Source organism: Psychrobacillus syltrankelensis, from assembly GCF_055454035.1.
Window position 1 is genome coordinate 729,576 of record NZ_CM144227.1, and the last position, 22,348, is coordinate 751,923.

At 32.9% G+C, this 22,348-nt stretch carries 20 protein-coding genes and 1 pseudogene; 2 read left to right on the forward strand and 19 right to left on the reverse strand.

The genetic code is table 11. The features are described from left to right. Positions 1-697: 697 nt before the first annotated feature. The 4 genes from ACTSKG_RS03775 to ACTSKG_RS03790 all read right to left on the reverse strand — a co-directional run bounded on the left by ACTSKG_RS03775 (position 698) and on the right by ACTSKG_RS03790 (position 4,699). Positions 698-913, reverse strand: a complete 216-nt coding sequence (locus ACTSKG_RS03775) for a hypothetical protein (RefSeq protein WP_464756812.1) — start codon at positions 911-913, stop codon at positions 698-700. Between the two features lie 478 nt (positions 914-1,391). After that, positions 1,392-2,120, reverse strand: coding sequence for a DUF981 family protein (locus tag ACTSKG_RS03780; RefSeq protein WP_464756813.1), 729 nt, complete (start codon positions 2,118-2,120; stop codon positions 1,392-1,394). Positions 2,121-2,604: 484 nt separating this feature from the next. Then, positions 2,605-2,877 carry a DUF2277 domain-containing protein gene (locus ACTSKG_RS03785; protein ID WP_464756814.1) on the reverse strand — a complete coding sequence of 91 codons (273 nt, stop codon included), beginning with the start codon at positions 2,875-2,877 and terminating at the stop codon, positions 2,605-2,607. 1,000 nt (positions 2,878-3,877) lie between these two features. Beyond that, positions 3,878-4,699: an ion transporter gene (locus ACTSKG_RS03790; RefSeq protein ID WP_464756815.1), complete on the reverse strand. Its 822-nt coding sequence runs from the start codon at positions 4,697-4,699 to the stop codon at positions 3,878-3,880. Between the two features lie 156 nt (positions 4,700-4,855). Between ACTSKG_RS03790 and ACTSKG_RS03795 the strand changes: the two genes are divergently transcribed. Both ACTSKG_RS03795 and ACTSKG_RS03800 read left to right on the forward strand, forming a co-directional pair. Next, on the forward strand, positions 4,856-6,526 hold the full coding sequence (locus tag ACTSKG_RS03795; RefSeq protein WP_464756816.1) for a ribonuclease J: 1,671 nt from the start codon (positions 4,856-4,858) through the stop codon (positions 6,524-6,526). A gap of 140 nt (positions 6,527-6,666) precedes the next feature. Then, complete coding sequence (locus ACTSKG_RS03800) at positions 6,667-7,485, forward strand: GNAT family N-acetyltransferase (protein ID WP_464756817.1); 819 nt, start codon at positions 6,667-6,669, stop codon at positions 7,483-7,485. 49 nt (positions 7,486-7,534) lie between these two features. Here ACTSKG_RS03800 and ACTSKG_RS03805 read toward each other — a convergent pair whose 3' ends face one another. From ACTSKG_RS03805 to ACTSKG_RS03875, 15 genes and pseudogenes are all read right to left on the reverse strand, one after another. Beyond that, complete coding sequence (locus ACTSKG_RS03805; protein ID WP_464756818.1) at positions 7,535-7,981, reverse strand: SRPBCC domain-containing protein; 447 nt, start codon at positions 7,979-7,981, stop codon at positions 7,535-7,537. A gap of 26 nt (positions 7,982-8,007) precedes the next feature. Beyond that, positions 8,008-8,559, reverse strand: coding sequence for a GNAT family N-acetyltransferase (locus ACTSKG_RS03810; protein ID WP_464756819.1), 552 nt, complete (start codon positions 8,557-8,559; stop codon positions 8,008-8,010). A gap of 89 nt (positions 8,560-8,648) precedes the next feature. Continuing rightward, on the reverse strand, positions 8,649-9,620 hold the full coding sequence (locus tag ACTSKG_RS03815; RefSeq protein ID WP_464756820.1) for a tyrosine recombinase XerC: 972 nt from the start codon (positions 9,618-9,620) through the stop codon (positions 8,649-8,651). Positions 9,621-9,842: 222 nt separating this feature from the next. Next, on the reverse strand, positions 9,843-10,952 hold the full coding sequence (locus tag ACTSKG_RS03820; protein WP_464756822.1) for a GerAB/ArcD/ProY family transporter: 1,110 nt from the start codon (positions 10,950-10,952) through the stop codon (positions 9,843-9,845). A gap of 30 nt (positions 10,953-10,982) precedes the next feature. Next, a complete protein-coding gene (locus tag ACTSKG_RS03825; protein WP_464756823.1) occupies positions 10,983-11,213 on the reverse strand; it encodes a hypothetical protein in 231 nt (76 codons plus the stop codon). 6 nt (positions 11,214-11,219) lie between these two features. After that, complete coding sequence (locus ACTSKG_RS03830; protein WP_464756824.1) at positions 11,220-12,410, reverse strand: Ger(x)C family spore germination protein; 1,191 nt, start codon at positions 12,408-12,410, stop codon at positions 11,220-11,222. 14 nt (positions 12,411-12,424) lie between these two features. Continuing rightward, positions 12,425-14,023, reverse strand: a complete 1,599-nt coding sequence (locus ACTSKG_RS03835) for a spore germination protein (RefSeq protein ID WP_464756825.1) — start codon at positions 14,021-14,023, stop codon at positions 12,425-12,427. Between the two features lie 352 nt (positions 14,024-14,375). Beyond that, on the reverse strand, positions 14,376-15,686 hold the full coding sequence (gene brnQ, locus ACTSKG_RS03840; RefSeq protein ID WP_464756826.1) for a branched-chain amino acid transport system II carrier protein: 1,311 nt from the start codon (positions 15,684-15,686) through the stop codon (positions 14,376-14,378). A 238-nt stretch (positions 15,687-15,924) separates the two neighbouring features. Then, positions 15,925-16,149 (reverse strand): helix-turn-helix domain-containing protein, encoded by a 225-nt coding sequence (locus ACTSKG_RS03845; protein WP_464757961.1) that lies wholly within the window; start codon positions 16,147-16,149, stop codon positions 15,925-15,927. After that, a pseudogene (locus tag ACTSKG_RS03850) lies at positions 16,129-17,289 on the reverse strand (sigma-54 interaction domain-containing protein); the annotation flags it as partial. The gene ACTSKG_RS03845 and the pseudogene ACTSKG_RS03850, both read right to left, overlap by 21 nt. Positions 17,290-17,357: 68 nt before the next feature. Beyond that, entirely contained in the window at positions 17,358-18,263 is a 906-nt protein-coding gene (locus tag ACTSKG_RS03855; protein WP_464756827.1) for an aminoglycoside phosphotransferase family protein, read from the reverse strand. A 54-nt stretch (positions 18,264-18,317) separates the two neighbouring features. After that, a complete protein-coding gene (locus tag ACTSKG_RS03860) occupies positions 18,318-19,124 on the reverse strand; it encodes a YitT family protein (protein ID WP_464756828.1) in 807 nt (268 codons plus the stop codon). A 193-nt stretch (positions 19,125-19,317) separates the two neighbouring features. Next, positions 19,318-20,118, reverse strand: a complete 801-nt coding sequence (locus tag ACTSKG_RS03865; protein ID WP_464756829.1) for a DUF4097 family beta strand repeat-containing protein — start codon at positions 20,116-20,118, stop codon at positions 19,318-19,320. 625 nt (positions 20,119-20,743) lie between these two features. Then, the gene (locus tag ACTSKG_RS03870; protein ID WP_464756830.1) at positions 20,744-21,628 is read right to left on the reverse strand and encodes an aminoglycoside phosphotransferase family protein; all 885 of its coding nucleotides are present in this window, start codon (positions 21,626-21,628) and stop codon (positions 20,744-20,746) included. 343 nt (positions 21,629-21,971) lie between these two features. Then, positions 21,972-22,346 (reverse strand): cytochrome-c oxidase, encoded by a 375-nt coding sequence (locus ACTSKG_RS03875; protein WP_464756831.1) that lies wholly within the window; start codon positions 22,344-22,346, stop codon positions 21,972-21,974. Positions 22,347-22,348: the final 2 nt, after the last annotated feature.

A 22,348-nucleotide genomic window follows, 5' to 3' on the forward strand; every position in this document is an offset into this window, starting at 1 on the left:
AACTACTGTCTCTTAAAAATGCGTTCCGGAGATTAAGCTACTTAAATTTTCTAGCTCAACACTCATATTTATTTAGCAGTCTCATCAAAAGTTTTATCTGGTCCACCACTCTCTCGATAAACACGTTCAAGACTGGCCATTAATACTTCTTTCTTTACTTTGGCTGAATTTCTCACCTTTTTGAATTAATCCTTCTTTCCTTAACCCTAAAGCAAAATAAAATACAGCCAAAACCTTGGCGATATAAGGATTTTGGCCAATTTATATTAAGATGATTATTTGCTAATTTCACTATCATGAGGTCGCTATTTTACTAAGTCCCACTAACTGATGCGTTAACTTAATAAGATGGGGAATAAATTCTACCTTTATTAGTATCGATTGCAAACTTGATTTTAAAATTGCCATCACCACAACAAACAGCATATTTAAAGCGATAAGTGCTCACTTACCCATTTACCCACCAGTTATCTCTTTAACCGGTCTGCGCCTTGCCACTAAAAGTCAATCTATAGCCTCTCCCGAAATAATTCTTAATTAGAGTAAGTTTTTTTCTATTAGTTTTAAAGCAATTTTTGGATGTTTATCCAATAATACTAAAATTTTTTCCTTTAATAAGTGTATTTTTTCCGATTTATTTATTTCGTTTGATTCATAGACATCTACTTTCCTACTTTTATCATGCTTTTCCACAAACTCATGTTCTGTGATTACATCTTTGACTTCTTGGGTCAACTAGGCAAACTAAAAAGTCTAGCTTTGCTGCTAATTCCACTAATGGTTCGGTATCGGGACCTGCTCCAAATATATAGAGAAGCTCCTTTGGTTTATACAGTTCCATTAGGATCTCTCCCATTGTCCCTGTTTTAAGAATCACCGTCTTTTTTTTCAATTTTGAAGAATTATTTTCCATTTTATTCACTACTCCTTAAATACCTCATAAAGTTATGGATGGCTAAAGATTCAGGAAAAGTTTTAAGTATATCCTTCCATTATGGCAAAGGTATACTTAAAGTCGCGGATTCTGACACATGGAATTTGTTTATTGTATAGAGACAGCAGCCGAACCAACCGTCTCAGAAAGTTTGTGGGGGCATTGATTATTTTTGACTATGATTTTGACTACAAGGTATAAAAAATTGCGGGATAAAGATTAGTAAAAGAATTATCATTGAAAAAGACAGACTAAGGGTTTCCCCTAGCCTGCCTTTGCTATGTCTTATTTTGGAAGCTCATTTATGTAGAAAATACAGATGATTATCCGCATTTTCTACATCCTCTCTTTAGCACTACCCTACTTGATCACTCTTATGTACATGTCTGTGCCACCCGTATTTTGTCGAATTATAACAACTAATAAGGGAGCGACAGGCATTGTATTTCATTCAATACTATTTGGCCATTGTATTCACAATCAATCCAATATGTGTAAAGTAATTCATGGCTCCAAATAGAACAAAGGCGATGCCTGCAATTCCCCAAAGGTATTTAATAACTTTAGCAAAGTTTGGATTTGCGTCTTTGTTTAAAGAAAAAGGAAATAATACTGCTCCAATCCCTATAATCGCGAATAATCCTGACATAAAAGTAGCCTCTAACATTGGATAATCAGCAAAAGTTCCTGATATTGGTTCTTCTGGTGGTGCTGCAAATAATTGAAATCCAATACCTGCAAATGCGATAGAAATGAGTGCTAGCCCCATTGCCGCAGCAAAATAAGATAAAGGTTTAAACAAGTATGGCAACTCACTACTTAAAGAATTGGATACAATTTTCGTATCGTTCATATTAATACCTTGTTTTAAATATAGATTAGATTTTCTCCATAATAAGACGGCTGCAGCCAGAAGCATAATCCCAAAAGCTAAAGAAGTCTCACCAAAAATAATATCATCAAACGGGAATCCAATCTTTGACAAGGGCCAAGTAAGTGTCATATGAGCTCCAGTTAGCGTTAATATAATGCCAGGTATTCCAAATCCTATTGCCCAACCTTCTAGTTGTCCAACTTTTTCTTTAGCCAAATGGGAACTAAATTGAAGAATTAATAATAACCCAATGCCAGATGAAACCGACATAATTGTGTTATAGACTGCTGTTACTGACCAATCGATAACCATATAAAAAACCCCTTCCTAAATATCTCGAATTTGAGATGTATTAAATTCGAATTAATTCTATTCCTATATCATAAGTTTGTCAATAAAAGTGGAAAATGATAATACAGTTTTGAAATTTTGATAAAAAAATATTTGGTTTGTGCGGCAAAATCGAGCATTAGAACGGGAAAAAGAAAAGTGGGTTGAATATTACGAATTAACATTCTAATTGTAAATAACATAAAAAACGCCTCGTGAATAATTCTCTAAGCGTATTTTTCTTTTCTTGTTAAACTAATGTACAACGTTAAGTACAAAATTTTAAAAGCATTCTAATAGCATTCCTATTTTTCACGGTAAATAATAAGAATCTGGTTTAAAAGTAAAGCTTGATTTTTATAAAAAAATTTGTTCAATTTCTAGTTATGCTGATCAAAGATCGTGTCCAATTGTGGAATAATGAAAAATCAAAAATACTTTCACTTTTTTTCTATTTTTGAGTCCTCTAATTTGTTCCATACCTTTTAGCCGCTCTAGTACGAGCACGCTCAGCTTCGACCTCACGATTCCGTGGCTCGGTACTAGTTACTAGTGTGTTCATTAGATCTCTAGAAACCATTGCAATCTCATTGACTGCACGAATAAACGCCTCCTCATTCGCCTTCGAGGGCTTGTTATAACCCGTTATCTTTCTGACGTACTGAATAGATGCTTCATGAATCTCTTCTTCGGTAACTGGTGGGTCGAAATTAAATAATGTTCTAATGTTTCGGCACATAACTTACTCCTTTTTGTTTACATTATTGTTGGTTTTGAAAAAAGATTGAATAAATTTTACGCATATAAAAGTTCATCATTTCGAAAAAAATTGATCAAAAACATGGTTCTTTTCTATTTTCAGATTTATTATTGATCGAAAATTCCCATTCATTTCTAACACCTACTTATAAATAAAGGCTTAGGTATTTATTCTCCATTGTTTTTAACAATACCTTCTTTCACTAATCTGTACGATAGCTCAATAAGAACAGCCGCCCTTTATGAGCTAATTACCATAAATCATAGAATACACCCAATACAACTTAGTTTTATATCAGATAATTTTTTATAAGCAAATAGTATTAGTTTTCCGCTGGTTTTTAAATCCTAATTAAAATATTTAATAAAGAGCTTATTGATAATTATCTTGATTGGGAAACTGCTCTAGATAAAAAATCATTTAAGGATCTGTCTGTAACATAGCTTCCTTTTTTAATCGCCTCTTTTACATTGCCACTTAAAGCATTGATTAAAATGATGTGTCCATCTTCCATTTTCGAATTTGTCAGAAGAATATGAGCTTTGACTTGGAAGACAAGAAAATTGAGTAGTTAGGATTTTTGCTTGTAAAAACAACCAATTCTTCTACATTTAAATCAAAAATATTACTTCTTTCATTTTCATTTTTTAAAATTTTTGCACATGCATCAATAAATATCAAATATATTCCCTTCATTTCTTCTGAACAAACGTTTTTGTTTACATAATATTATTATGGTATTTTACTCTGATTATAAAAAAATGTTGCAATTAAAAAATACTTAAGGTGTCATATACTAAATATGAAAAAACTCCTTCGCATGGTTAAGAGATAGAATTGATACAAGCAATACTAAAGATACTATTGCAAAGATCTCTATTAAATACATCATATTTGACCGGTTCCTTTACAAACAGTGCACTTTATATTCATTGGTATAGGTAAGAATATTTTTATTTTTCCAGTACCATTACACTTTTTACATATCATCTGGATCACCCCCGTCATTAATATTAGTTCTTATAATACTCTCCCTACTTTCCATCTTTTTCCTGTGTAATACCTTAAGAGAATCGATAAGGTGCTTTAAGCCCTCTTCATCTAAAGTATCTATTTTCTTCACTTGTTTCGTAATATACGTATGTAAATCCTCCTCATCGTGATCAAGTGGATCATCTACTAACTGAATTGTCCGTTCGATATTAGAAAAGTAAATTGCCATGCTCCCTGTTATAGAACCTATTAAACCAATGCCCACAAGCATTAAAATTCCTGCTACAATTCTTCCTCCTACTGTAACAGGAGAAATATCCCCATACCCTACACTAGAGACAGTTACCATAGCCCACCAGAAAGAGTCACCAACGTTGTTGATACTAGGGTTATAACCTTTTTCAAACAGGAAATTGCTTATTGCTCCCCACGCCATCACGAGAAAAGTAAAAATAAATACATAGGTTAAACCACCTAATTTGAAAACACTTTGTAATGTCTTGGATACCTTCATTATCCTAATTAAACGAACAAGACGCATTAAACGAGCCACTTTAAAAAAGGCATCGAAAGGAATTAGTGCTATTAGATCAAAAATATTATTTTTTACAAACTCTCCTTTATTATCTGATTTAAGTATTCTTATGATGTATTCTACAGCGAAATATACAATAAATGTGTAGTCAATCCATTTAACTTGTTCTTTCGTTAGCAATTCGCTACCTGTATATCCCACAAGAATAATGGTCAAGTACAGTAAGATTAACAAAAAGATAAAAAATTCATATACAACAAAAAGTCCTTTCATAAGAACACTCTCCAGTAAGCTTAGATCCACTTAATAACTTGTTTTTTCTTTTCTTTACCCTAACTATGAAAGAGTATTCCAACATTTTTTAAAATCTCTTATAAAAACGAGAATTTCGGTAATACTAAAAATAACAATCAATTGGAGGAGTTATTTTTGGATACTAATGAATCTAAAATTTCCATTTTTGCATTAGGTGGAATAAATGAAATCGGAAAAAATATGTATGTCATCCAATCATCCGATGATATCGTAATAATAGATTGTGGATCCAAGTTTCCGGATGAAAGTCTATTGGGAATTGATTTAATCATTCAAGACATTTCTTATCTAAAGGATAATAAAGAAAAGATTCGTGCTTTAATAGTCACTCATGGACACGAAGATCATATTGGTGGAGTCCCCTATTTTTTAAAACAATTGAATGTACCAATTTATGCAACCAATTTAACGTTAGGCTTAATTGAAATTAAGTTAAAAGAACATGGGTTATTAAGACAAACGAAGCTTTTTATGATCGATTCCGATTCAAAAATTCGATTAGGCACCATAAATGCAACATTTTTTAAAACAAGTCACAGTATACCCGATTGCTTGGGTATTGCATTCCATACTCCACAAGGCACAATTGTGCATACCGGCGACTTTAAATTTGATTTGACACCAGTGGACCATCAAGCTCCGGATATACACAAAATGGCGGAGTTAGGGCAAAAAGGTGTTCTACTACTTTTATCAGAAAGTACCAATGCGGAAAGACCTGGCTTTACTCAATCAGAGCTGGTTGTCGGTGAACATATTGAGGATGCGTTCCGTCACGCACCTCGAAAAATTTTCATTTCCACTTTTGCATCTAATGTAAACCGAGTACAACAAATAATACAAGCTGCTATTAAGACGAATCGGAAAATTGCTCTTCTAGGTAGAAGTATGGTTAATGTTGTTTCTGTAGCGATGGACCGTGGTTATTTGGAAATGCCTGAGGGAATGTTAATAGACGCTAGTGAAGTAAATACAATGAATCCAGAGAATGTAGCCATTATTTGTACCGGAAGCCAAGGGGAACCAATGGCAGCCTTATCTAGACTCTCTTCCTCTAGATTTCGCCAAGTAGAAGTACTTCCGGAAGATACAGTCATTATGGCTGCAAGTCCAATACCAGGGAATGAAAAAAGTGTATCACGAATTATAGATAACTTATTATTATTAGGGGCAAAAGTAATCTATGGATCGGGTAATGTAACTGGAATGCACGTTTCCGGTCACGCTTGCCAAGAAGAATTAAAACTAATGCTAACGTTAATGAAACCCAAATATTTCATTCCTATTCATGGAGAATACAGAATGCTACATAAGCATAGTATGTTAGCTGAAGCCGTAGGAGTTAATAGGGAGAACATATTTCTTATTAATAATGGTGACGTAGTAGATTTAATCGATAAAAAAGCAATTCAAACTCGTAGTGTTGATTCTGGAAATGTCTTTGTCGACGGCTTTGGAATTGGAGATGTTGGGAATATTATTTTACGCGATCGAAAAGTACTTTCAGAAGATGGAATGCTAGTAATCGTTATTACCTTAAGTAAGTCTCAAGGAAAAATAATTTCTGGACCCGACTTACTTTCAAGAGGTTTTGTATATGGACCAAATGCAGAGGAACTTTTAAATGAAGTAAACGAATCCATCAGCACGACTATTAAGAAATTGAGTGATAGAAGTAAAAATCAACGAGAATTAAAGCAAGATATTAAAAAGTCAATTGAACACCTTCTATATTCACGTACTAAAAAAAGACCAATGATCCTGCCAATCATAATTGATATATAAAAACACAAATCTCAAAACTGTCCTATTTAAGAATATTTTTCTTATAGGGCGGTTTTTTTTATTTGGTTTACCCCATTCGATGTTAGGTTAGTGTAAAATAATGTTAGAGTAAATTTAACAAATAAAGGAGTAATACATACATGCTAACATCCAAACAACTACTAGATATTGAAAAGCTTCAAAATGAATGTGAAACGTATGATCAGCTCCAGTTAAAATTAAACTGGGAAATGCTTCGGCATAGAGAGTCAGATCAACTAGATTACCTTCATTATGAAAACGGAGAACTAGTAGCCTTTTTAGGTTTATACGCTTTTGGTTCAACAGTAGAAGTATGCGGAATGGTAAAACCAAGCGAACGACGAAAAAGTCATTTCTCCCGATTGTTTCAGCAAGGCATGACTACGGCAAAACAAATGGGTTTTAAACGAATATTGTTAAATGCACCTTCCAGATCCACGGAAGCTAAAGCTTTTTTAACGAAACATGGAGCTAGCTATGGATTTTCCGAACATCAGATGAAGTGGCAAGAAAAGCATTTAGAAGAAGTACATGGTTTTACATTGCGACATGCAAATACTGAGGATTTAGAAATGCGTATTCGTTTAGATATCGAAGCATTTGATATAGCTAGAGAAGATGCACAAGCAATGGAAAGTAGAATAGACGGAGATGCGGACAACGATATGTTCATGATTGATGTAAACGAGGAAACCGTCGGGAAAATCCGTGTGAAACGAGAAAATGGTGAAGCTTGGATTTATGGATTTTCCATCTTACCGACATATCAAGGGAAAGGGATTGGAAGAAAAGTATTGAAAAGAGTAGTTAAGGAACAGTCTGAATCAAGACACTCTGTTCATTTGGAAGTAGAAACTTTAAATGAGCATGCACTTGGACTTTATCAATCAATAGGATTCCAAGTGGTTCATGCTCAAGACTACTATACGTATGAATAAATAATTAAAACCCTGGTTTTTCTACAAACCAGGGTTTTAATTATTTATTCTATTGTAAGGTCTCCCCTGTTTCAAGTAGACTTTTCAGATTGCTCAAAATCATTGGCCAGCCATTATTATAGCCTTTAAATCCATCGTTTTCTTCAACAAAATCCGTTGGCAAAAGATCCAAATGATTGAGTGTTAATTTTACAAACGAATTTATCTGTTTTAGTTCAAAGGATACCGTTGTAGGACGTTCACGTATTGTTTTATCTTCCAACCATTGAAAAGTATATGAAAGAAGTTGAAATGGCTCATTTATTAGTACTTTCCCTTGGTCTGTAATCTTTCCATTCTTATCTAAAAAGGAAACTATTGATCCTACTTGCCAATCAGTTTGAACTTGTAAATCAAACCAATATTTTTTTATAATATCGCTGCTAGTTAGAGCTTCCCAAAGCTTGTTCCGAGTTGTTGCGATGTAGATTTCATAAACAAATGTTGTATTAGTCATCATTTCCCCCCTCTAATATTAACTTATTAAGCTAATTTATTATTCCAATCACGAGCTAACATTCCATAAACAACATGATCAACATAATGGTCATACAGCCACTCGGCTTCTCGTACACAACCTTCTTCTGTGAAATTTAGTCTTTCTGGAATCGCTCTACTCTTATTATTTTCTACAGCTGCACGTATCTCTACTCTGTTCAATTTCAAATCATTAATCGCATAATCAACAAAAGCTTTTACTGATTTAGTCATTAAACCTAGCCCTACATAGTCATTACCAAGCCAGTAGCCAATACTTGTTGATTTATTACTCCAGTTGATTTGATGAAAGCCGATAACACCTGCAATTTTGCCATCATACCAAATTCCTGTTTGAAAACCATTATTGTCTGCAAATTGTTTCATCGTGGATTGAATAAAGTTCTGAGTGTCTGCAACAGACCTATTGTAATCGATAAATGGTAGCCATTCTTTCAGAGTTTCTTTTGAATGAATCGTCAAATCGAACAAATGTTCAGTGTCCCGTAAATCGAGCATTTTTAGTTTTGTTTTTTCATCAATTATGTATGTAAACATAAAATCCCTCCTTATTGTTGTTTATAATAATACTAGATTGTTTAGAATATTTCCAAATTATAATGAAATAATTAGTTTACATAATATAATTATATTAACCCTATTTTGTTAAAAGGGTTACTTTCTATCACTTGTATAATTTCTTTATCTTCTACATGCGTATATATTTGTGTAGTAGATACACTCGAGTGACCAAGAATATGTTGCAGACTTCTAATATCAGCACCATTTTTGTACATAACTGTTGCTGAAGTGTGTCTTAGCTTATGTGGTGTAATTTTTTCTTTATTTAAGCCGGAGTCGTTGTTGATTTGTTTAACAATTTTTGCAACGGTTTGGCGGGTTAGTCTTGTCCCCTTTTGAGATAAGAATAGAGCTTCATTGTCATTTACACCGTTTATGTATGTTCGTTCTTTTTTCATATAAACTTGAAGAGATTGGATACAAGCATTGTTTAAAAATACAGTACGTTCTTTGTCACCTTTCCCGATAACATGCAATACATTACCTTGGATAGATGTAAGATTTAGACTACATAGCTCTGTAACACGTAACCCTAAGTTTAAAAAGAACATCATCATACTATAATTACGATAATAATGGTTGCTCCTTTTTATCCCTTTTATAAACAACTCCGCTTCTTGTAGATCCATATAGATTGGCTTTTTCTTTCCTATTTTCGGGGATTCCAGCTCATCAGCAGGATTATCTTCTAATAGTCTTCTCTTTCCTTTTAAATATTTAAAAAATGATTTAAGTGTCGCTGCTTTTCTTGCTCTAGTTGCTGGACTATTTTTCCGCTGAACTTCACAAAACTCTAAAAATAAATACATGTCTTCTAATGATATTTCCTTAATAAAATCTATTGTAATGTCCTTAATGTTGATTTTATCCATATTGTCAATTTTAATATCATCTTTCACTGTTTTTAGAAATCTGAAAAACAAACTCAAATCATATTCATATTCTTTTCTTGTTCGTAGTGATTTTCCTTTAATCGTAGTTAAGTATATTAAAAAATCCTTTAGTAGTTTTGGAATTTCTCTCTGCAAAAATATCACCTCATATCCTCCTATTTTATCACAAAATAAAGTTCCCAAATATGAATTTGGGAACCTTAATGTATTTTTCAGTAAAAAATCTAATTGGAAGTAGATTTTATACACATAATCTTACTACTTTCAAATTCGCTCTGAGAAGCTTTTAACTTTTCCACTGCTAGTAATTGTACGTAATTTACCTCTCAACTCATATGAACCGTAAAATCTTATAAGAACAACATTTTACGATTGTTCCGCTTTTTTAAATTGTTTTTTACGGAATGCATATACAATTGCTAACAATATAGGAATAAAGAGAAAAACAGCTACGGAACTGGCTGTACTAGCGTGTGAGTCAAAGTTCTGTTTTGAAATAAAATCAGGAGCAATAACCATTGAAAGTACAATAACAATTATTAGTAAAGGATAAGTTAAAGGGCGATAATCTTTCAAATTAAATATTTGTGCCAAACCTATCGTTCCAGCATAAAAATATAACGCCATTTTAAAATAGAGCGATATTATCCATAATGCCGCCATTAGAACCTCAATGCGATTTAAGAAGTTTCCGATATTTATTTGCCTCGCTAATACGTAACTTGGATAAACTTGCCTAGCTGTTGTACTTGAACCTAAAACAAAAACGCATAACAGGGTGGCAATAATTATTACCAATCCACCAATAATATTTCCTAAAAAGAAAGATTTTTTTCCTTTTTTAACTTCTTTTACAAGTGAAGGAAATATCATTAATAAAACAAGAGAATTTACTGATGATGTAATAGTTACGTAAATAGAAGGCCTCCATAGAGTACCTATATCGGAAACAAAAAATGGTTCGAGATTTTGAATATCTACTTCCGGAAGAATAAAAATGACTAATCCTATAAAAAGGAATAGGAATAAAAAAATCAGTATTTCTGCGGATCGTGCTATTGTTTCTATACCAAGCCGAATACCCATAATTAAAATAGTTGACTTAAGAATATTTAGGTAAATAATCGGTGTATTTGGGTATAATTGTGATGATAAAAAGAAACCAGAATGGTTCAATAAACTCGCTGTAAATAAAATACATACAAAAATAAATAAAAGACTACTGAATTTACCAATCCATTTCCCAAAGATTTTTTCATTAAGTTGAACATAAGTGAGATTTGGAAACCAAGATGCTATTTTGGTGTAAAACCAAACAACCAATATACCTATTCCTGTACCTATAATAGCTGCAATCCATGCATCTTGCTTAGCGTCTGCAGCTATAACGGATGGTAGTTCAAGGATACTAGTACCAATCATAAAGAAAATGACAAGGACTAGGAATTGAAAAGGACTTATTTTAATATTTTGCATTCCATCACGCCTTTCTACAGCTGCTTTTCATTATTTTTTTGTATTTAATACATTAATTATAGGCTTTAAAACGAATGATAAAAAATCTGCCGGATTTGGAATTGCTTTATTTAGTGCCAATGCAACACTCAAGCCAAAACTTAAAGCAATGAGAAACGAAAAAACAATAATTCCTTTTTTATCCTTGTTTTTCAATAATTCTGGAATTTCTAGTTTTAAAATAATTCCAAAAACAATAATTAATCCTATTATTTTTTCCATAATTAGTTAGTCCCTTATTTTTTCTTTAAAAGAATTGTTAATTGAACCTATTAATTGAATATCAAGCTTTACAGAAACGTTTACTTTTAAATTAGGAAACTCTTCATCCCAATTTTTCTCTACTTTTTTCCATCCTTTTGGATCATCATGATAAATGGCTGCTCCAAATCCAAAAATATCAACGTCTACTTCTTTCTGCACTCTTTTTATTGTCTTTTCGATAGCATCTTTTGCTTCTTTTTCAAATGTTTTCTCTAATGCACGAAGTGTTTCTACTTTCATTAAATCGAGTTTACATTCTACTCCCCCAACATTTCCTTTGATTAGAATGTTGATATCTACTTCTGGCTTCCCATTTTTAAATTTACCTTTCATTTTTGAATTATATTGTTGAATTTCTATGTTAACTTTCCCCTTCTTAGGGCAGGAAATAGTTGCTACAGACTTGTTTATGTGATTAGTAACACTATTAAAACTTTTGGTTTCTTTTTCCTCCAACCAGGCTACAAGTTTATCTTTTTTAAAAATGGCTAATCCATCGAATTCTATTTTAGCGGCCGGTTTGATGGAATCTATATTAGACTTATCTGAACCACTTTTAGGATCGCCTATAATGTGAACACCAGTTAATACAGGTTGTTTACCTGTTCTATCTAGATCTCTTAACAGTTCAAGTAAAGTCACGCTTAATGTATTTGCATAAGTTTTATCTGAATTTAGTAGCGTAAAGTACATTTCTGCACCTGGAATGTTCTCTAATGGAGTTTGGACATTCAATATGTTTTCAGCAGTACTATCCTTTGCAATTGCAACATAGAAATCCCATCTTACTTCCCAATTTCTTGCAAGGAAATCTAATGAATCTCCTATCCCTTCTCTTGCTAAAGTTTCCCCTATTATTAACATTCTTAGATGCCCTAAGTACATAATTCTTGGAGAAGATTTGGTCAGTTGACGAATTGCTTCAAACACGGTTGGTCCTTTTGCTTTGTAAAGTGTTACTTGAGAGTGACCTGGTCCACCTCCTTTCGATGAAAGCTCAGATGGTACCGCAACTTGTGCAGAGACCAAATATTCATCATCGATTTTATCTATGCCAATTGCAACTATTATGGCAAGTTCATTTAACTCTCTTTTATCCCAACATCCAGAAACGAAAAGGATGAGAATTATTAGTATAAAAATTCCTTTTTTCACATATACTCTCTCCTTTACTCATCCTTCCCTCTCTCACTTGGTTTAGGAGGAGTAAAATTTTCTCTTACGTTATTTTTTGAGATTGCCTGAGGCCGCGTCTTCATTTTCCAAACTGGCAATCGAATTATCGTATCTTTTTGATCTGAAAGGTTAAAAGGTGCTAAAGGAGACATAAAAGGAACCCCAAATGAACGTAAACTGCATAAATGTAAAATAAGTGCTATAAAACCAATTGTCATGCCATAAAAACCAAACACTGCAGCTAATCCTATAAAAGCAAATCGTAGAATTCTACCAGCAATTGCAATATCATAGAGTGGTGAAACAAAACTAGATATAGCTGTAAGTGATACAACTATAACCATCGCCGCTGAGATAATACCTGCCTCAACAGCCGCAGTTCCAATGACAAATCCCCCTACAATTGACATAGCTGCACCTACTACTCTTGGCATTCTTAATCCTGCTTCTCGAAGTATTTCAAAAGCAATTTCCATAATCATTACTTCTATAAATGCTGGAAATGGAACTTTTTCACGTTGTGCCGCAACACTTATAAGCAGAGCTGGTGGTATCGTTTCTTGATGGAAAGTGAGGATGGAAATATAAAATGCAGGAAATAGCAACGAAATCAAAAAGGCAAAATAGCGTAGAAGACGAATTAAGGTTGCCATTAATGCCCGTTGATAATAGTCTTCTGTTGATTGAAAAAATTGAACAAATAATGCTGGAACCATTAAAACAAATGGTGTACCGTCAACCAGAATAGCTACTCTCCCCTGCAAAAGTGCTGCAGCGACAACATCAGGTCTTTCGGAATTATACATTGTTGGGAAAGGCGAATACTGTGAGTCTTGAATTAATTCCTCAATATAGGCACTTTCCAATATTCCATCAATGTTAATCGCATCTAATCTAGAATTTACTTCCTTAACAACACCATCTTCCGCTACTCCCTTAATATACATAATGGCGATATTCGTTTTGGACCGTTTCCCTACAACTTTGGATTCCATCCAAAGGTTTGGATCCTTAATGATGCGCCGAACAAGTGCAGTGTTGACTCGGATATTTTCAGAGAAGCCTTCTCTTGGACCTCTCACTACACTTTGAGCAGTTGCCTCGGTTACTCCACGTTCAGCCCAATGCCTATTACCAATTATTAATCCATTTGTATATCCATCCAACATTAGAATTGCGTCACCAGATAATAGGTGAGTAAATAGATCATCAAAATTGTTTAAATCCTTAATTTCTCCAACTGTCATAGCAAAATCTTTTAAAGTATTAATTATATTAGGATTTGGAGTTAAATCGTTTTCCAGTGATGTTCCTTTAATGTCCAACATTAGTGTTTCCAAAATAAAGTTTTGTAATGAAGCTGCATCGCTTAAACCATCCGTATAAACGACTGCTGCTTTTATACTCCCATCTTTACCAATTTTTATTTCACGGATTATAATATCTCCGCTTTTTCCAAGTGTTTCATTTATTTTTTGAATATTTTCTTGAATATTTGAATTTAGTGCAGTTTTTTCTTCTGACTCCTTCTCTTGAGGCGAAGGAGGCGGGGGATTTAATACAATATTATTATTCTTTTTAAAAAAACCCATACGTTCCCTCTTTATCATTTATTTATTTTTTTGTAGCATCTTTTGTCATAATAGAGTATTGCCAATTTAACAAGAGCTTATACTTTATTCCTATTTGAAGACATATTTACGAGATTTTTGTTTATTTTAATAGAATTCTTACTAATTGAGCTTATATCGATTTTTCATATAGGAGAAAATGACAAAAAAAACACCAAAGTGATTAAACTCTTGGTGTTTTAAAACTTGTATTATGTTTATTGAAACGTAAAATTTCTGTATCAGATAGTTAGGCTTATTTCTTCCTGATAAGTTCTAATATCAATATCTAGAACAATAAAGTTTGCAAGAAACCTTCTCTTAAATTTGTAGATTATTCAGCCTTAACTTGCTTCAAAGTAACTTCATTATGACCTTTTAGCTTATAAACTAGTGTCCCAACAATAAATCCTACGATTGCTGGTACTAACCAACTAAATCCATCTGAAGCAAGTGGTAACTTTGCAATTATGTTTGTTAAAACTGGTGTCTTTAATAAGGATCCAACGGTTTCTAAAAAGCTAACGATGAAAGTTAACAAAATAGCTCCTTGATAAGAACCAGCATTCGGAATAAACTTAGCAAAAACACCAAGTAATACTAATACAATAGCTACAGGGTACAATGCTAGGAAGATTGGCATGGCATACGTAACAATTGCTCCAACTCCTGCTGAACCTATAACAATCCCGACAACACAAATAATCCCAACCCAAACTCGATAATTTAGTTTATTTTTGGTCAAATCATTCAAGAATTCTCCGATAACAGCAATAACTCCAATTGCAGAGGTCAGACATGCTAAGGCAATTGCAACTGCAAGAGCTACCCCACCAATACTTCCAAGCGAACGATCAATTAATAGAGATACTAAAGCAGTATCTTCAATACCTTTTGGTGCAAACCCACTTCCTGATGCTCCAATAAATAACAAACCACCATATACAATCAGTAATCCTATACCTGCTATAAGTGTACCTGTTAACGCCATTTTCCGAGCAGATTTTCCTTTATAACCAAAGCCAGCGATCGCTGCTATAAATATTGGCGCACAAAATATTCCTGTCACTACATCTCCTGTTTGGTAAGCACTAATAAAAGCATTAGAAAATGAATTTTTAATATTTGTTACAACTGGAGCACCAATTGGGTCAAAAATACCTTTACCAACGATAAATAACAGGATAACTACTAGCAAAGGTGTAAGTATTTTTCCTATTTTATCAATTACATTTGATTTATCCATTGCAAAGTAAAAGCAAATTGCAAAGAATACAATAATTGTAACAATGGATGGAACACTAGGAAAAAGTTGATGAACTCCTAATTCATGGGTAGTTGCAGACATCCTTGGAATTGTTACAAACATTCCGATTCCAACCATTAATAACAAGTTAAACACTTTATAAAACCAAGGACTGATTGGTCTAGTTAAATCTTCAAATTTTCCACCAACATTTATAATCGCAATAACTGACAATAGTGGTAAAACGATTCCTGTTACACAAAAACCAACTAAAGCTACTATCCATTCAGTACCTGATACATTCCCTATAGATGGCGGAAATATTAAATTTCCTGCCCCGAAAAATATAGCAAATAATGCAAATCCTACTATTAAACTATGTTGTACTGTTTTACTCATAAAATTCCCCTCTTTCAAATATAACCCCATTGAAAACCCTTACAAAACTACAAGAAAACGTTCATCACATCTTCAGCGGTTCCTTTTCGTAGGAAGAGATGTGCGAAGTAAAGTAAAAAACTATAAGGCTGTTTAATTGACCCCCAAGTTCTAATTTTCTAATAGTTATTTTTTATAATATATAATTATGAGTAATAAAAAAAGGAGGTAAATATTTCACCCCCTTTGTAAAAACTTTTTACCTTAACTCGTATTTTTCCATCTTATATTTTAATAACTGTTTTGAAATTCCCAATCTTCTTGCTGACTCAGCCAGTTTACCACCCGTGTTTCTTAGTTCCCCAACAATTAAACTCTTTTCATATTCTTCGACTTTATCTTTTAGATTCATGCTGCTTTCCGTCTGATTAATTCCAATCGGGTTAGTTAAAGAATTTTTTATTTTGGTAGGAATATCATTCATAGTAATAATTTTTGAATTTGCATTGTTATATGCTGTTTCAATCGCATTTTTCAGTTCGCGCACGTTACCTGGCCAATTGTATTGTTTGAATAAGAATAATACATCTTCGTCCATTCTTTCCATTTTAATATGCATATGGCGATTATAAAACTGTATGAAATATTTCGTTAGCCCTTCGATATCCTCTTTTCTCTCTGACAATAAAGGCAAATCGATACGAAAAACACCTAAACGATAATATAAATCCTCACGTAATACCTTATTAGCAACTAACCTATCAGGATCCGCATTCATAGCAGCTATAACACGAATATTTAAATGAACATCATATGTACTACCCATTCGACGAATAATCTTATCTTCAATAACTTTCAATAACTTTGCCTAGATCTTTAAATCCAATGCATTTACTTCGTCTAAAAAAATTGTTCCTCCATTAGCTTGTTCAAATAAACCAATAATATCTGGTGTAGCAGTTACACTATCCTTTTCAGTTCCAAACAGAATATGCTCAATAAAATCAGTTTGAATCTCTGCACAATTAATAGAAACAAATGGTTGGATGAACCGTTTACTCAAGTTATGAATAGCTTGGGCTACAATTTCTTTTCCTGTTCCAGTTTCTCCATAAATTAATACAGTAGAGTCTGTGTTAGAAACTTTTTGAATCTTATTCTTCACTTCTTGCATGCAGTTACTTTCTGAAATAAAGTTATCTATCGTGTAAAAAGTATTATTTTTTCTATATATTTTATTTTCAGCAAATTGTTCAAGCTTTTGAATATCTTCTTTTTGATAAAAATGTTTTGAGAACTCTATAGCCCCAATTATTGTGTCTCCTTTTTTAATGGGAAAGGAGGAACTTTTCGATATATAGCTAAATCCATTTGTGGACGTTAATTTTTGTTCTGTATTCCATAATGATTCTCCAGTTTTTAACACATTCATCAAAGTGCTATTTTCTATAGATAGGTCTTTATAAAAAGACGTTATGTGCTTTCTTAAAAACTCTTCGGGCTTTAACCCTAATTGCTGTAAAATATTCAAATCCGCTAAATCATAAAAAATGGTAATACCGTTTGCATCGACTATTAAAACATTGTCGTAATCAGTCAAATGATAAAGTTCGATGAAATTCATTGATTTGCCAGTCCTTTCAATACCCTTGTTATCTGATGAAAATTATGGTTTCGGGTAAAAATACAAGGTTAAATAAATCTCATAAATTCCTCAAACCACTGTGCGCATTTAAAAGAGTTTTCCCATTCAGGATCACTGTCTTCTATTCCCCAACAAGCATATAATGTGGACATCGCTACGGCCGATTTTAAAAGTCTTTCTTTATTTAATTGCATTTCTTCACAGAGCAAAAAAACTCTCTGTTCTAATAATTGTCTTGGATCTGGTTTATTAAACAATTGATTTGTTAGAAATGAAATAAAGTCAAAGTACGTGTCACCTTTTACTCCCTTTGGATCAATTGCAAGCCATCCGTAATTATTTGAGTACAATATATTCTCATGATGTAAATCGCCATGCAACAAATCGTTATTGTCTGAGGAACTAGCTATTTCATTAAAATAAGTTTTTGCAAGAAATACAAAATGTTTGGAGATGGGACCTTCATTCGTATGATATTTTTCTAGATAACGATCGAATGCTTGCATCCAATCCGCTATAGACGGATGATTAGCATCTTTTTCCACTTTTCTTCGGAGAGTAGTCCAAACATAAGAATATTTTTTTACAGCAAGAAGTTCTTCTAATTCGGTAAGCATCGTACCAGGCTGTAAATGCTCTAATAGCATAACACCATTTTCAGAATCCGCTTTTATTAATTTGGCACACCCACTTCCATTGTACGTTTGGATTGTTCGTATCTCGTTTCCAAAATCGTAATTAGCAATTCCTAGTTTTAAGATTGCTCTTTTTCCGCTTTCGTCTATTACTTTTAAAACATAATTATATGATAAATTTTCTACTGCACCTTCTGAGTGAAGGTTCCATTTTTTCAAGTATGTATCCACCAATGTTTCTAATGTACCTAGCCATTCTTTTCCTTCTTCACCAAAAGCCCCAACAATCTTCATTTCAAAATCACGAGGATATTTCATCTATTTTACCTGCCTTTACAATTTAAAGTCTTCAAAATATTATCGCGCAATTCATTAATTTCTCGCAAAATTACCATCGACTTCTATTGTTTCAAAAATATTTATAAATGCACTTTTATCATGTTTGCGAACAATTTGTTTAATTTGCATCGTTTCATATCGTGTAACGACCATCATTAATATTTGTTTCTTTTCTCCCGTATAGCCACCAAAACCATCTGTAATAGTTAACCCTCGATAAATGGACTGTACTAATTCATTGCGTATTAAATCACCCTTAGTAGTTACAATCTGCATTGTCAGTTTTTCATGATTTGTGTAAATCGTATCAATCATCTTACCTGTCAAATAAATAGATAAAAGTGTATATAACGATATTTCCCAAGAGAAAACAGCTCCTGATATAAGTACTATGATGCCATTCATTCCAGTTAGTAGCAGGCCAACACTCATATTACTAGTACGTGAAATGATAATTGCAATAATATCCAAACCACCGGAAGTACCCGCGTACTTCAAAATTATCCCAACTCCCATTCCACTAATAATGCCACCGAAAATTGTTGATAGTAACATATTATCAGTAACAGCAACAACAGGGAGCACATATAAAAAAACAGATAATGAAAATACACAAAGAAGTGTACTAATTGTAATCTTTTTACCAAGTTTAAAGTACCCTAATACAAGTAGTGGTAAATTAAGTACAAAGTTCAGTAATCCGGTATCAAAAGGAGTAATAATTCCAAGTAAGATTGCAATTCCACTAATTCCTCCACTAAGTATTCCTTGAGGAACTAAAAACAAATTAAACCCAAATGCAATAATAAGTGACCCAACAACAACAATTAAATTTTTCATAATGACCCCCATATTCCTCTAATTAGATATAAAATTTTTCAGACAAAAAACTCGTCCCTTGTAAGGAACGAGTTTTTTACTCCCGTGAGCACCCATAATTCACAGTTTAACATAATAGACACTCTATTAATAAACTATTTACATGAAGAAACACACACTTCTTTTCTATAATCTTTTAAAGAATAATTTCCTGTTAAGATTTCTTTACAATTATTTTACCGTTGTCTAATTGTAAATTGATCAAGTTTAATCCATCTCCAAATATCGTTTGTGTATTCGAATGCCCAAAAATATCAATTTTACCTACATCCACTTTTGCTTGAAAAGTCGCATTAGAAGGTTCTTTATCGGTTTGTATTTCGATTAGACCATTATCAGTTTTAAAATCAATGGATCTTTCCAAATTATTTGTAATTAATACAATGCGTCCATTATCCGTTTTCGCTTTTAACTTGCCTTCTACATTATCCATTAGAATTTGTCCGTTATCCGTTTTAGTAAGAACAGAAACTGAATTAATATTCTTTAATTCAATAGAACCGTTATCTGTTTCTAAATCAACGTTTTTGACATTCAAATTTTCAGCAACTATACGTCCGTTATCTATCTTTGTCATAAGTTTACTGTATTCTTGCTTTGGTACATATACAGTTAGTTTAATGTCATGTGAAGTTAAACCAAATTGAATAAAGCTCCATCTTTTTTCTTTTAACTCAACTTCTAGTGTATCCCCTTTTACATCTGCATGAAAATTGTATCGGGACTTTTTTTTCATTTTTCCCGAAAACATTACTTTTGTTGTTTCGTTTTTCGTCGGTATAACTTCTACTAAAGCATTATCACTCAAGATATGAATGTTTGTGAAAGAATTATTTTCCACTATAATCTCATCTGATTTATTTATCAACGCGTCCTTTAAGTTTAAAAAAATACTAATTGCTGCTCCTACTAATAAAACAAATAATGATATAATAGCAATTTTTTTAATCCCCATCTACTTAATCCCCCATTTGATTGAACTATTTCTTATATCTTATTATACTGTACAGACAAAACATTCATATGGTCTCTAGGAGTGTTTTATATCAGCCCTAAGACGTAGAATTGTTATTATAGATAAGACTATTCACGAATAAATTTGATTCAAATTTGTTGTCAGAGCAGCGATATAAACGTATAATAAACTTATAGAATGAATAAAATAAAAAAGACCGAAAGATGTTGTAGCATCATTCGGTCAGAGTAACAGAGGTGCCCTCTAAGGGCTTCGACTTCTGAATGGTTTGACTACCCATCCCTACGAGCCGTTAACTCAAGGATGGGTTATTTTCTTTTCTGGTTAAATGAAAGTATTAACACGATTAATGTTGCAAAAGCTATAGCAAACATTAATGCCTCGAATACTGTCATTGGCGTCACCCCCTTCCATAGGAGAGTGAGCCGACCACCCTTGAGTCACCTATTCTATTACTATACCATTATACCACACGTATGTTCTGTTATGAGAATAAATGCTAAAAATAGCCTCAAAATTTTCACTATAAATTACCTTATACTAAAGTCCTCATCCAATCATCCTCTATGCTTGCTCGTAATGATATAAACCTCGACTGCATATCTTATTGGTTGTACCATTTCGGAACAAGTAACTTAAAATCATCAAATTGATCTATTGTAAAACGAGTATACTTTTGAAACTTTTCCAATTGATTTATACCACCTTCATGGCCCCAAACTTCTGCAAATACAATATGCATTGCTGCATACAAACGATGCAATTCCCAAAAAGAATCCGGTATAGACTTTTTATCATAATAACCATCGAAAACCCCTTTGGAATAGTTTCTACTAATTGGTACATTAAAATATTCCATTTTATAAAACTCATTGATCGGGTCCGCGTATGTAATTTTTTGCATATCTATCAAACCAGTAAAGGTATCTCCATGAACCAATATATTACCAGGGTGAAAATCATAATGTTGAACACAACATGGTCTACTTTTCAATAAATGTAAATTGTTTCGGATAAAAGGTAAGATGCTCTGATAGCGTGAATTTTTTTCTACTATTTCACTAAAACGGGGAGCTTGTAGTTCAAGTCGATTTCCCCAAGTCTCTTCCCAGGAAGGAAAGTTAGCTGGAGCAGGAAAACTATGCATTTTCTTAAGAGTTTTACCTACTTGAATACCAATTTTGTATTGATCTTTTTCACTTTTCAGCGGTAAAGCTTCTTCCCCATTTTCTCCATTTATATAATCTAAAATCATATATGCCTTATCTCCATATATTCCAACATCATGAACTTTAGGGATGTGGCTGTCCACTGAATGTACCTTATTTATTATTTCTGCTTGTTTTGTTAATTTATATATATCTCCATGTGGTGAAATACGTAGTAAATAGGTGTGGTCTACACACCATTTTTCATCGTCTGAAAACCCTTCTTCTATTAATTGAAAATAGGAGCATGTATTTAGAAATGGTATATCCAACTTATTCATTCTGTTCCTCCTCATTTTTTTCTGTATTGGAAGTTTTTGAACAACGAATTTTTACTTTACATTATTTTCAGATAGTTCGCAACAAAATTTTCCATAATAAAAAGCCGCTCGTAGATTGAATAACGGAGCCGCTTTTTAAAGATTAAAGTATTTGGAGTATCCCGTGTTCATAGTGTTTTGATTGCACAGAAACTTTGGAGCGCTGATTATCCCTATCTCTTATATGGAGAAATGGTTGCTTTTAGAGAAAATTGGTTGCTCTTTCCACGGAAATGGTTGCTGATAGTGTAGAATTTGTTGCTTTCACCTTGCACTTGGTTGCTCTTTGACAGTTTTTAACTTATTAATTTACAGAACGAACGTTCGTTAAAACATTTATTGCGAACATGATTACACTAAATACAACTATTACTCCTCCAATTGCTGTAAAAATGGTTGCAACTTCAGACCCATTTAAAATAAGTACTGAAAGAGCAATCATCATTAGTGGAAGTCCAATATTAGCACTCCAGAAATGGAGTTTTGCATAGAGATTTTTACTAGTATTTGGAAATAAATGATACACAAATCCAGCTAAAGCAAAAGAAGCCCAGCCCAAAAGATTGATGTGTACATGTACTCCTTTTAATTCGTAATCATGTGCCATAGACATATAGAGTCCTAAAATAACACCAATGGCAAAATAGACTACCGCGATTTGAAGAAATCGGACACCCATTC

What these genes read in the sequence shown, in the direction of transcription:
- ACTSKG_RS03870 (WP_464756830.1), bottom strand. Translation starts at nt 21,628, where the DNA reads ATGAATAAGTTGGATATACCATTTCTAAATACATGCTCCTATTTTCAA.
- ACTSKG_RS03835 (WP_464756825.1), bottom strand. Translation starts at nt 14,023, where the DNA reads ATGGGTTTTTTTAAAAAGAATAATAATATTGTATTAAATCCCCCGCCT.
- ACTSKG_RS03855 (WP_464756827.1), bottom strand. Translation starts at nt 18,263, where the DNA reads ATGAAATATCCTCGTGATTTTGAAATGAAGATTGTTGGGGCTTTTGGT.
- ACTSKG_RS03860 (WP_464756828.1), bottom strand. Translation starts at nt 19,124, where the DNA reads ATGAAAAATTTAATTGTTGTTGTTGGGTCACTTATTATTGCATTTGGG.
- ACTSKG_RS03865 (WP_464756829.1), bottom strand. Translation starts at nt 20,118, where the DNA reads ATGGGGATTAAAAAAATTGCTATTATATCATTATTTGTTTTATTAGTA.
- ACTSKG_RS03785 (WP_464756814.1), bottom strand. Translation starts at nt 2,877, where the DNA reads ATGTGCCGAAACATTAGAACATTATTTAATTTCGACCCACCAGTTACC.
- ACTSKG_RS03800 (WP_464756817.1), top strand. Translation starts at nt 6,667, where the DNA reads ATGCTAACATCCAAACAACTACTAGATATTGAAAAGCTTCAAAATGAA.
- ACTSKG_RS03805 (WP_464756818.1), bottom strand. Translation starts at nt 7,981, where the DNA reads ATGACTAATACAACATTTGTTTATGAAATCTACATCGCAACAACTCGG.
- ACTSKG_RS03825 (WP_464756823.1), bottom strand. Translation starts at nt 11,213, where the DNA reads ATGGAAAAAATAATAGGATTAATTATTGTTTTTGGAATTATTTTAAAA.
- ACTSKG_RS03875 (WP_464756831.1), bottom strand. Translation starts at nt 22,346, where the DNA reads ATGGGTGTCCGATTTCTTCAAATCGCGGTAGTCTATTTTGCCATTGGT.
- ACTSKG_RS03790 (WP_464756815.1), bottom strand. Translation starts at nt 4,699, where the DNA reads ATGAAAGGACTTTTTGTTGTATATGAATTTTTTATCTTTTTGTTAATC.
- ACTSKG_RS03845 (WP_464757961.1), bottom strand. Translation starts at nt 16,149, where the DNA reads ATGAATGATATTCCTACCAAAATAAAAAATTCTTTAACTAACCCGATT.
- ACTSKG_RS03775 (WP_464756812.1), bottom strand. Translation starts at nt 913, where the DNA reads ATGGAAAATAATTCTTCAAAATTGAAAAAAAAGACGGTGATTCTTAAA.
- ACTSKG_RS03820 (WP_464756822.1), bottom strand. Translation starts at nt 10,952, where the DNA reads ATGCAAAATATTAAAATAAGTCCTTTTCAATTCCTAGTCCTTGTCATT.
- ACTSKG_RS03780 (WP_464756813.1), bottom strand. Translation starts at nt 2,120, where the DNA reads ATGGTTATCGATTGGTCAGTAACAGCAGTCTATAACACAATTATGTCG.
- ACTSKG_RS03810 (WP_464756819.1), bottom strand. Translation starts at nt 8,559, where the DNA reads ATGTTTACATACATAATTGATGAAAAAACAAAACTAAAAATGCTCGAT.
- brnQ (WP_464756826.1), bottom strand. Translation starts at nt 15,686, where the DNA reads ATGAGTAAAACAGTACAACATAGTTTAATAGTAGGATTTGCATTATTT.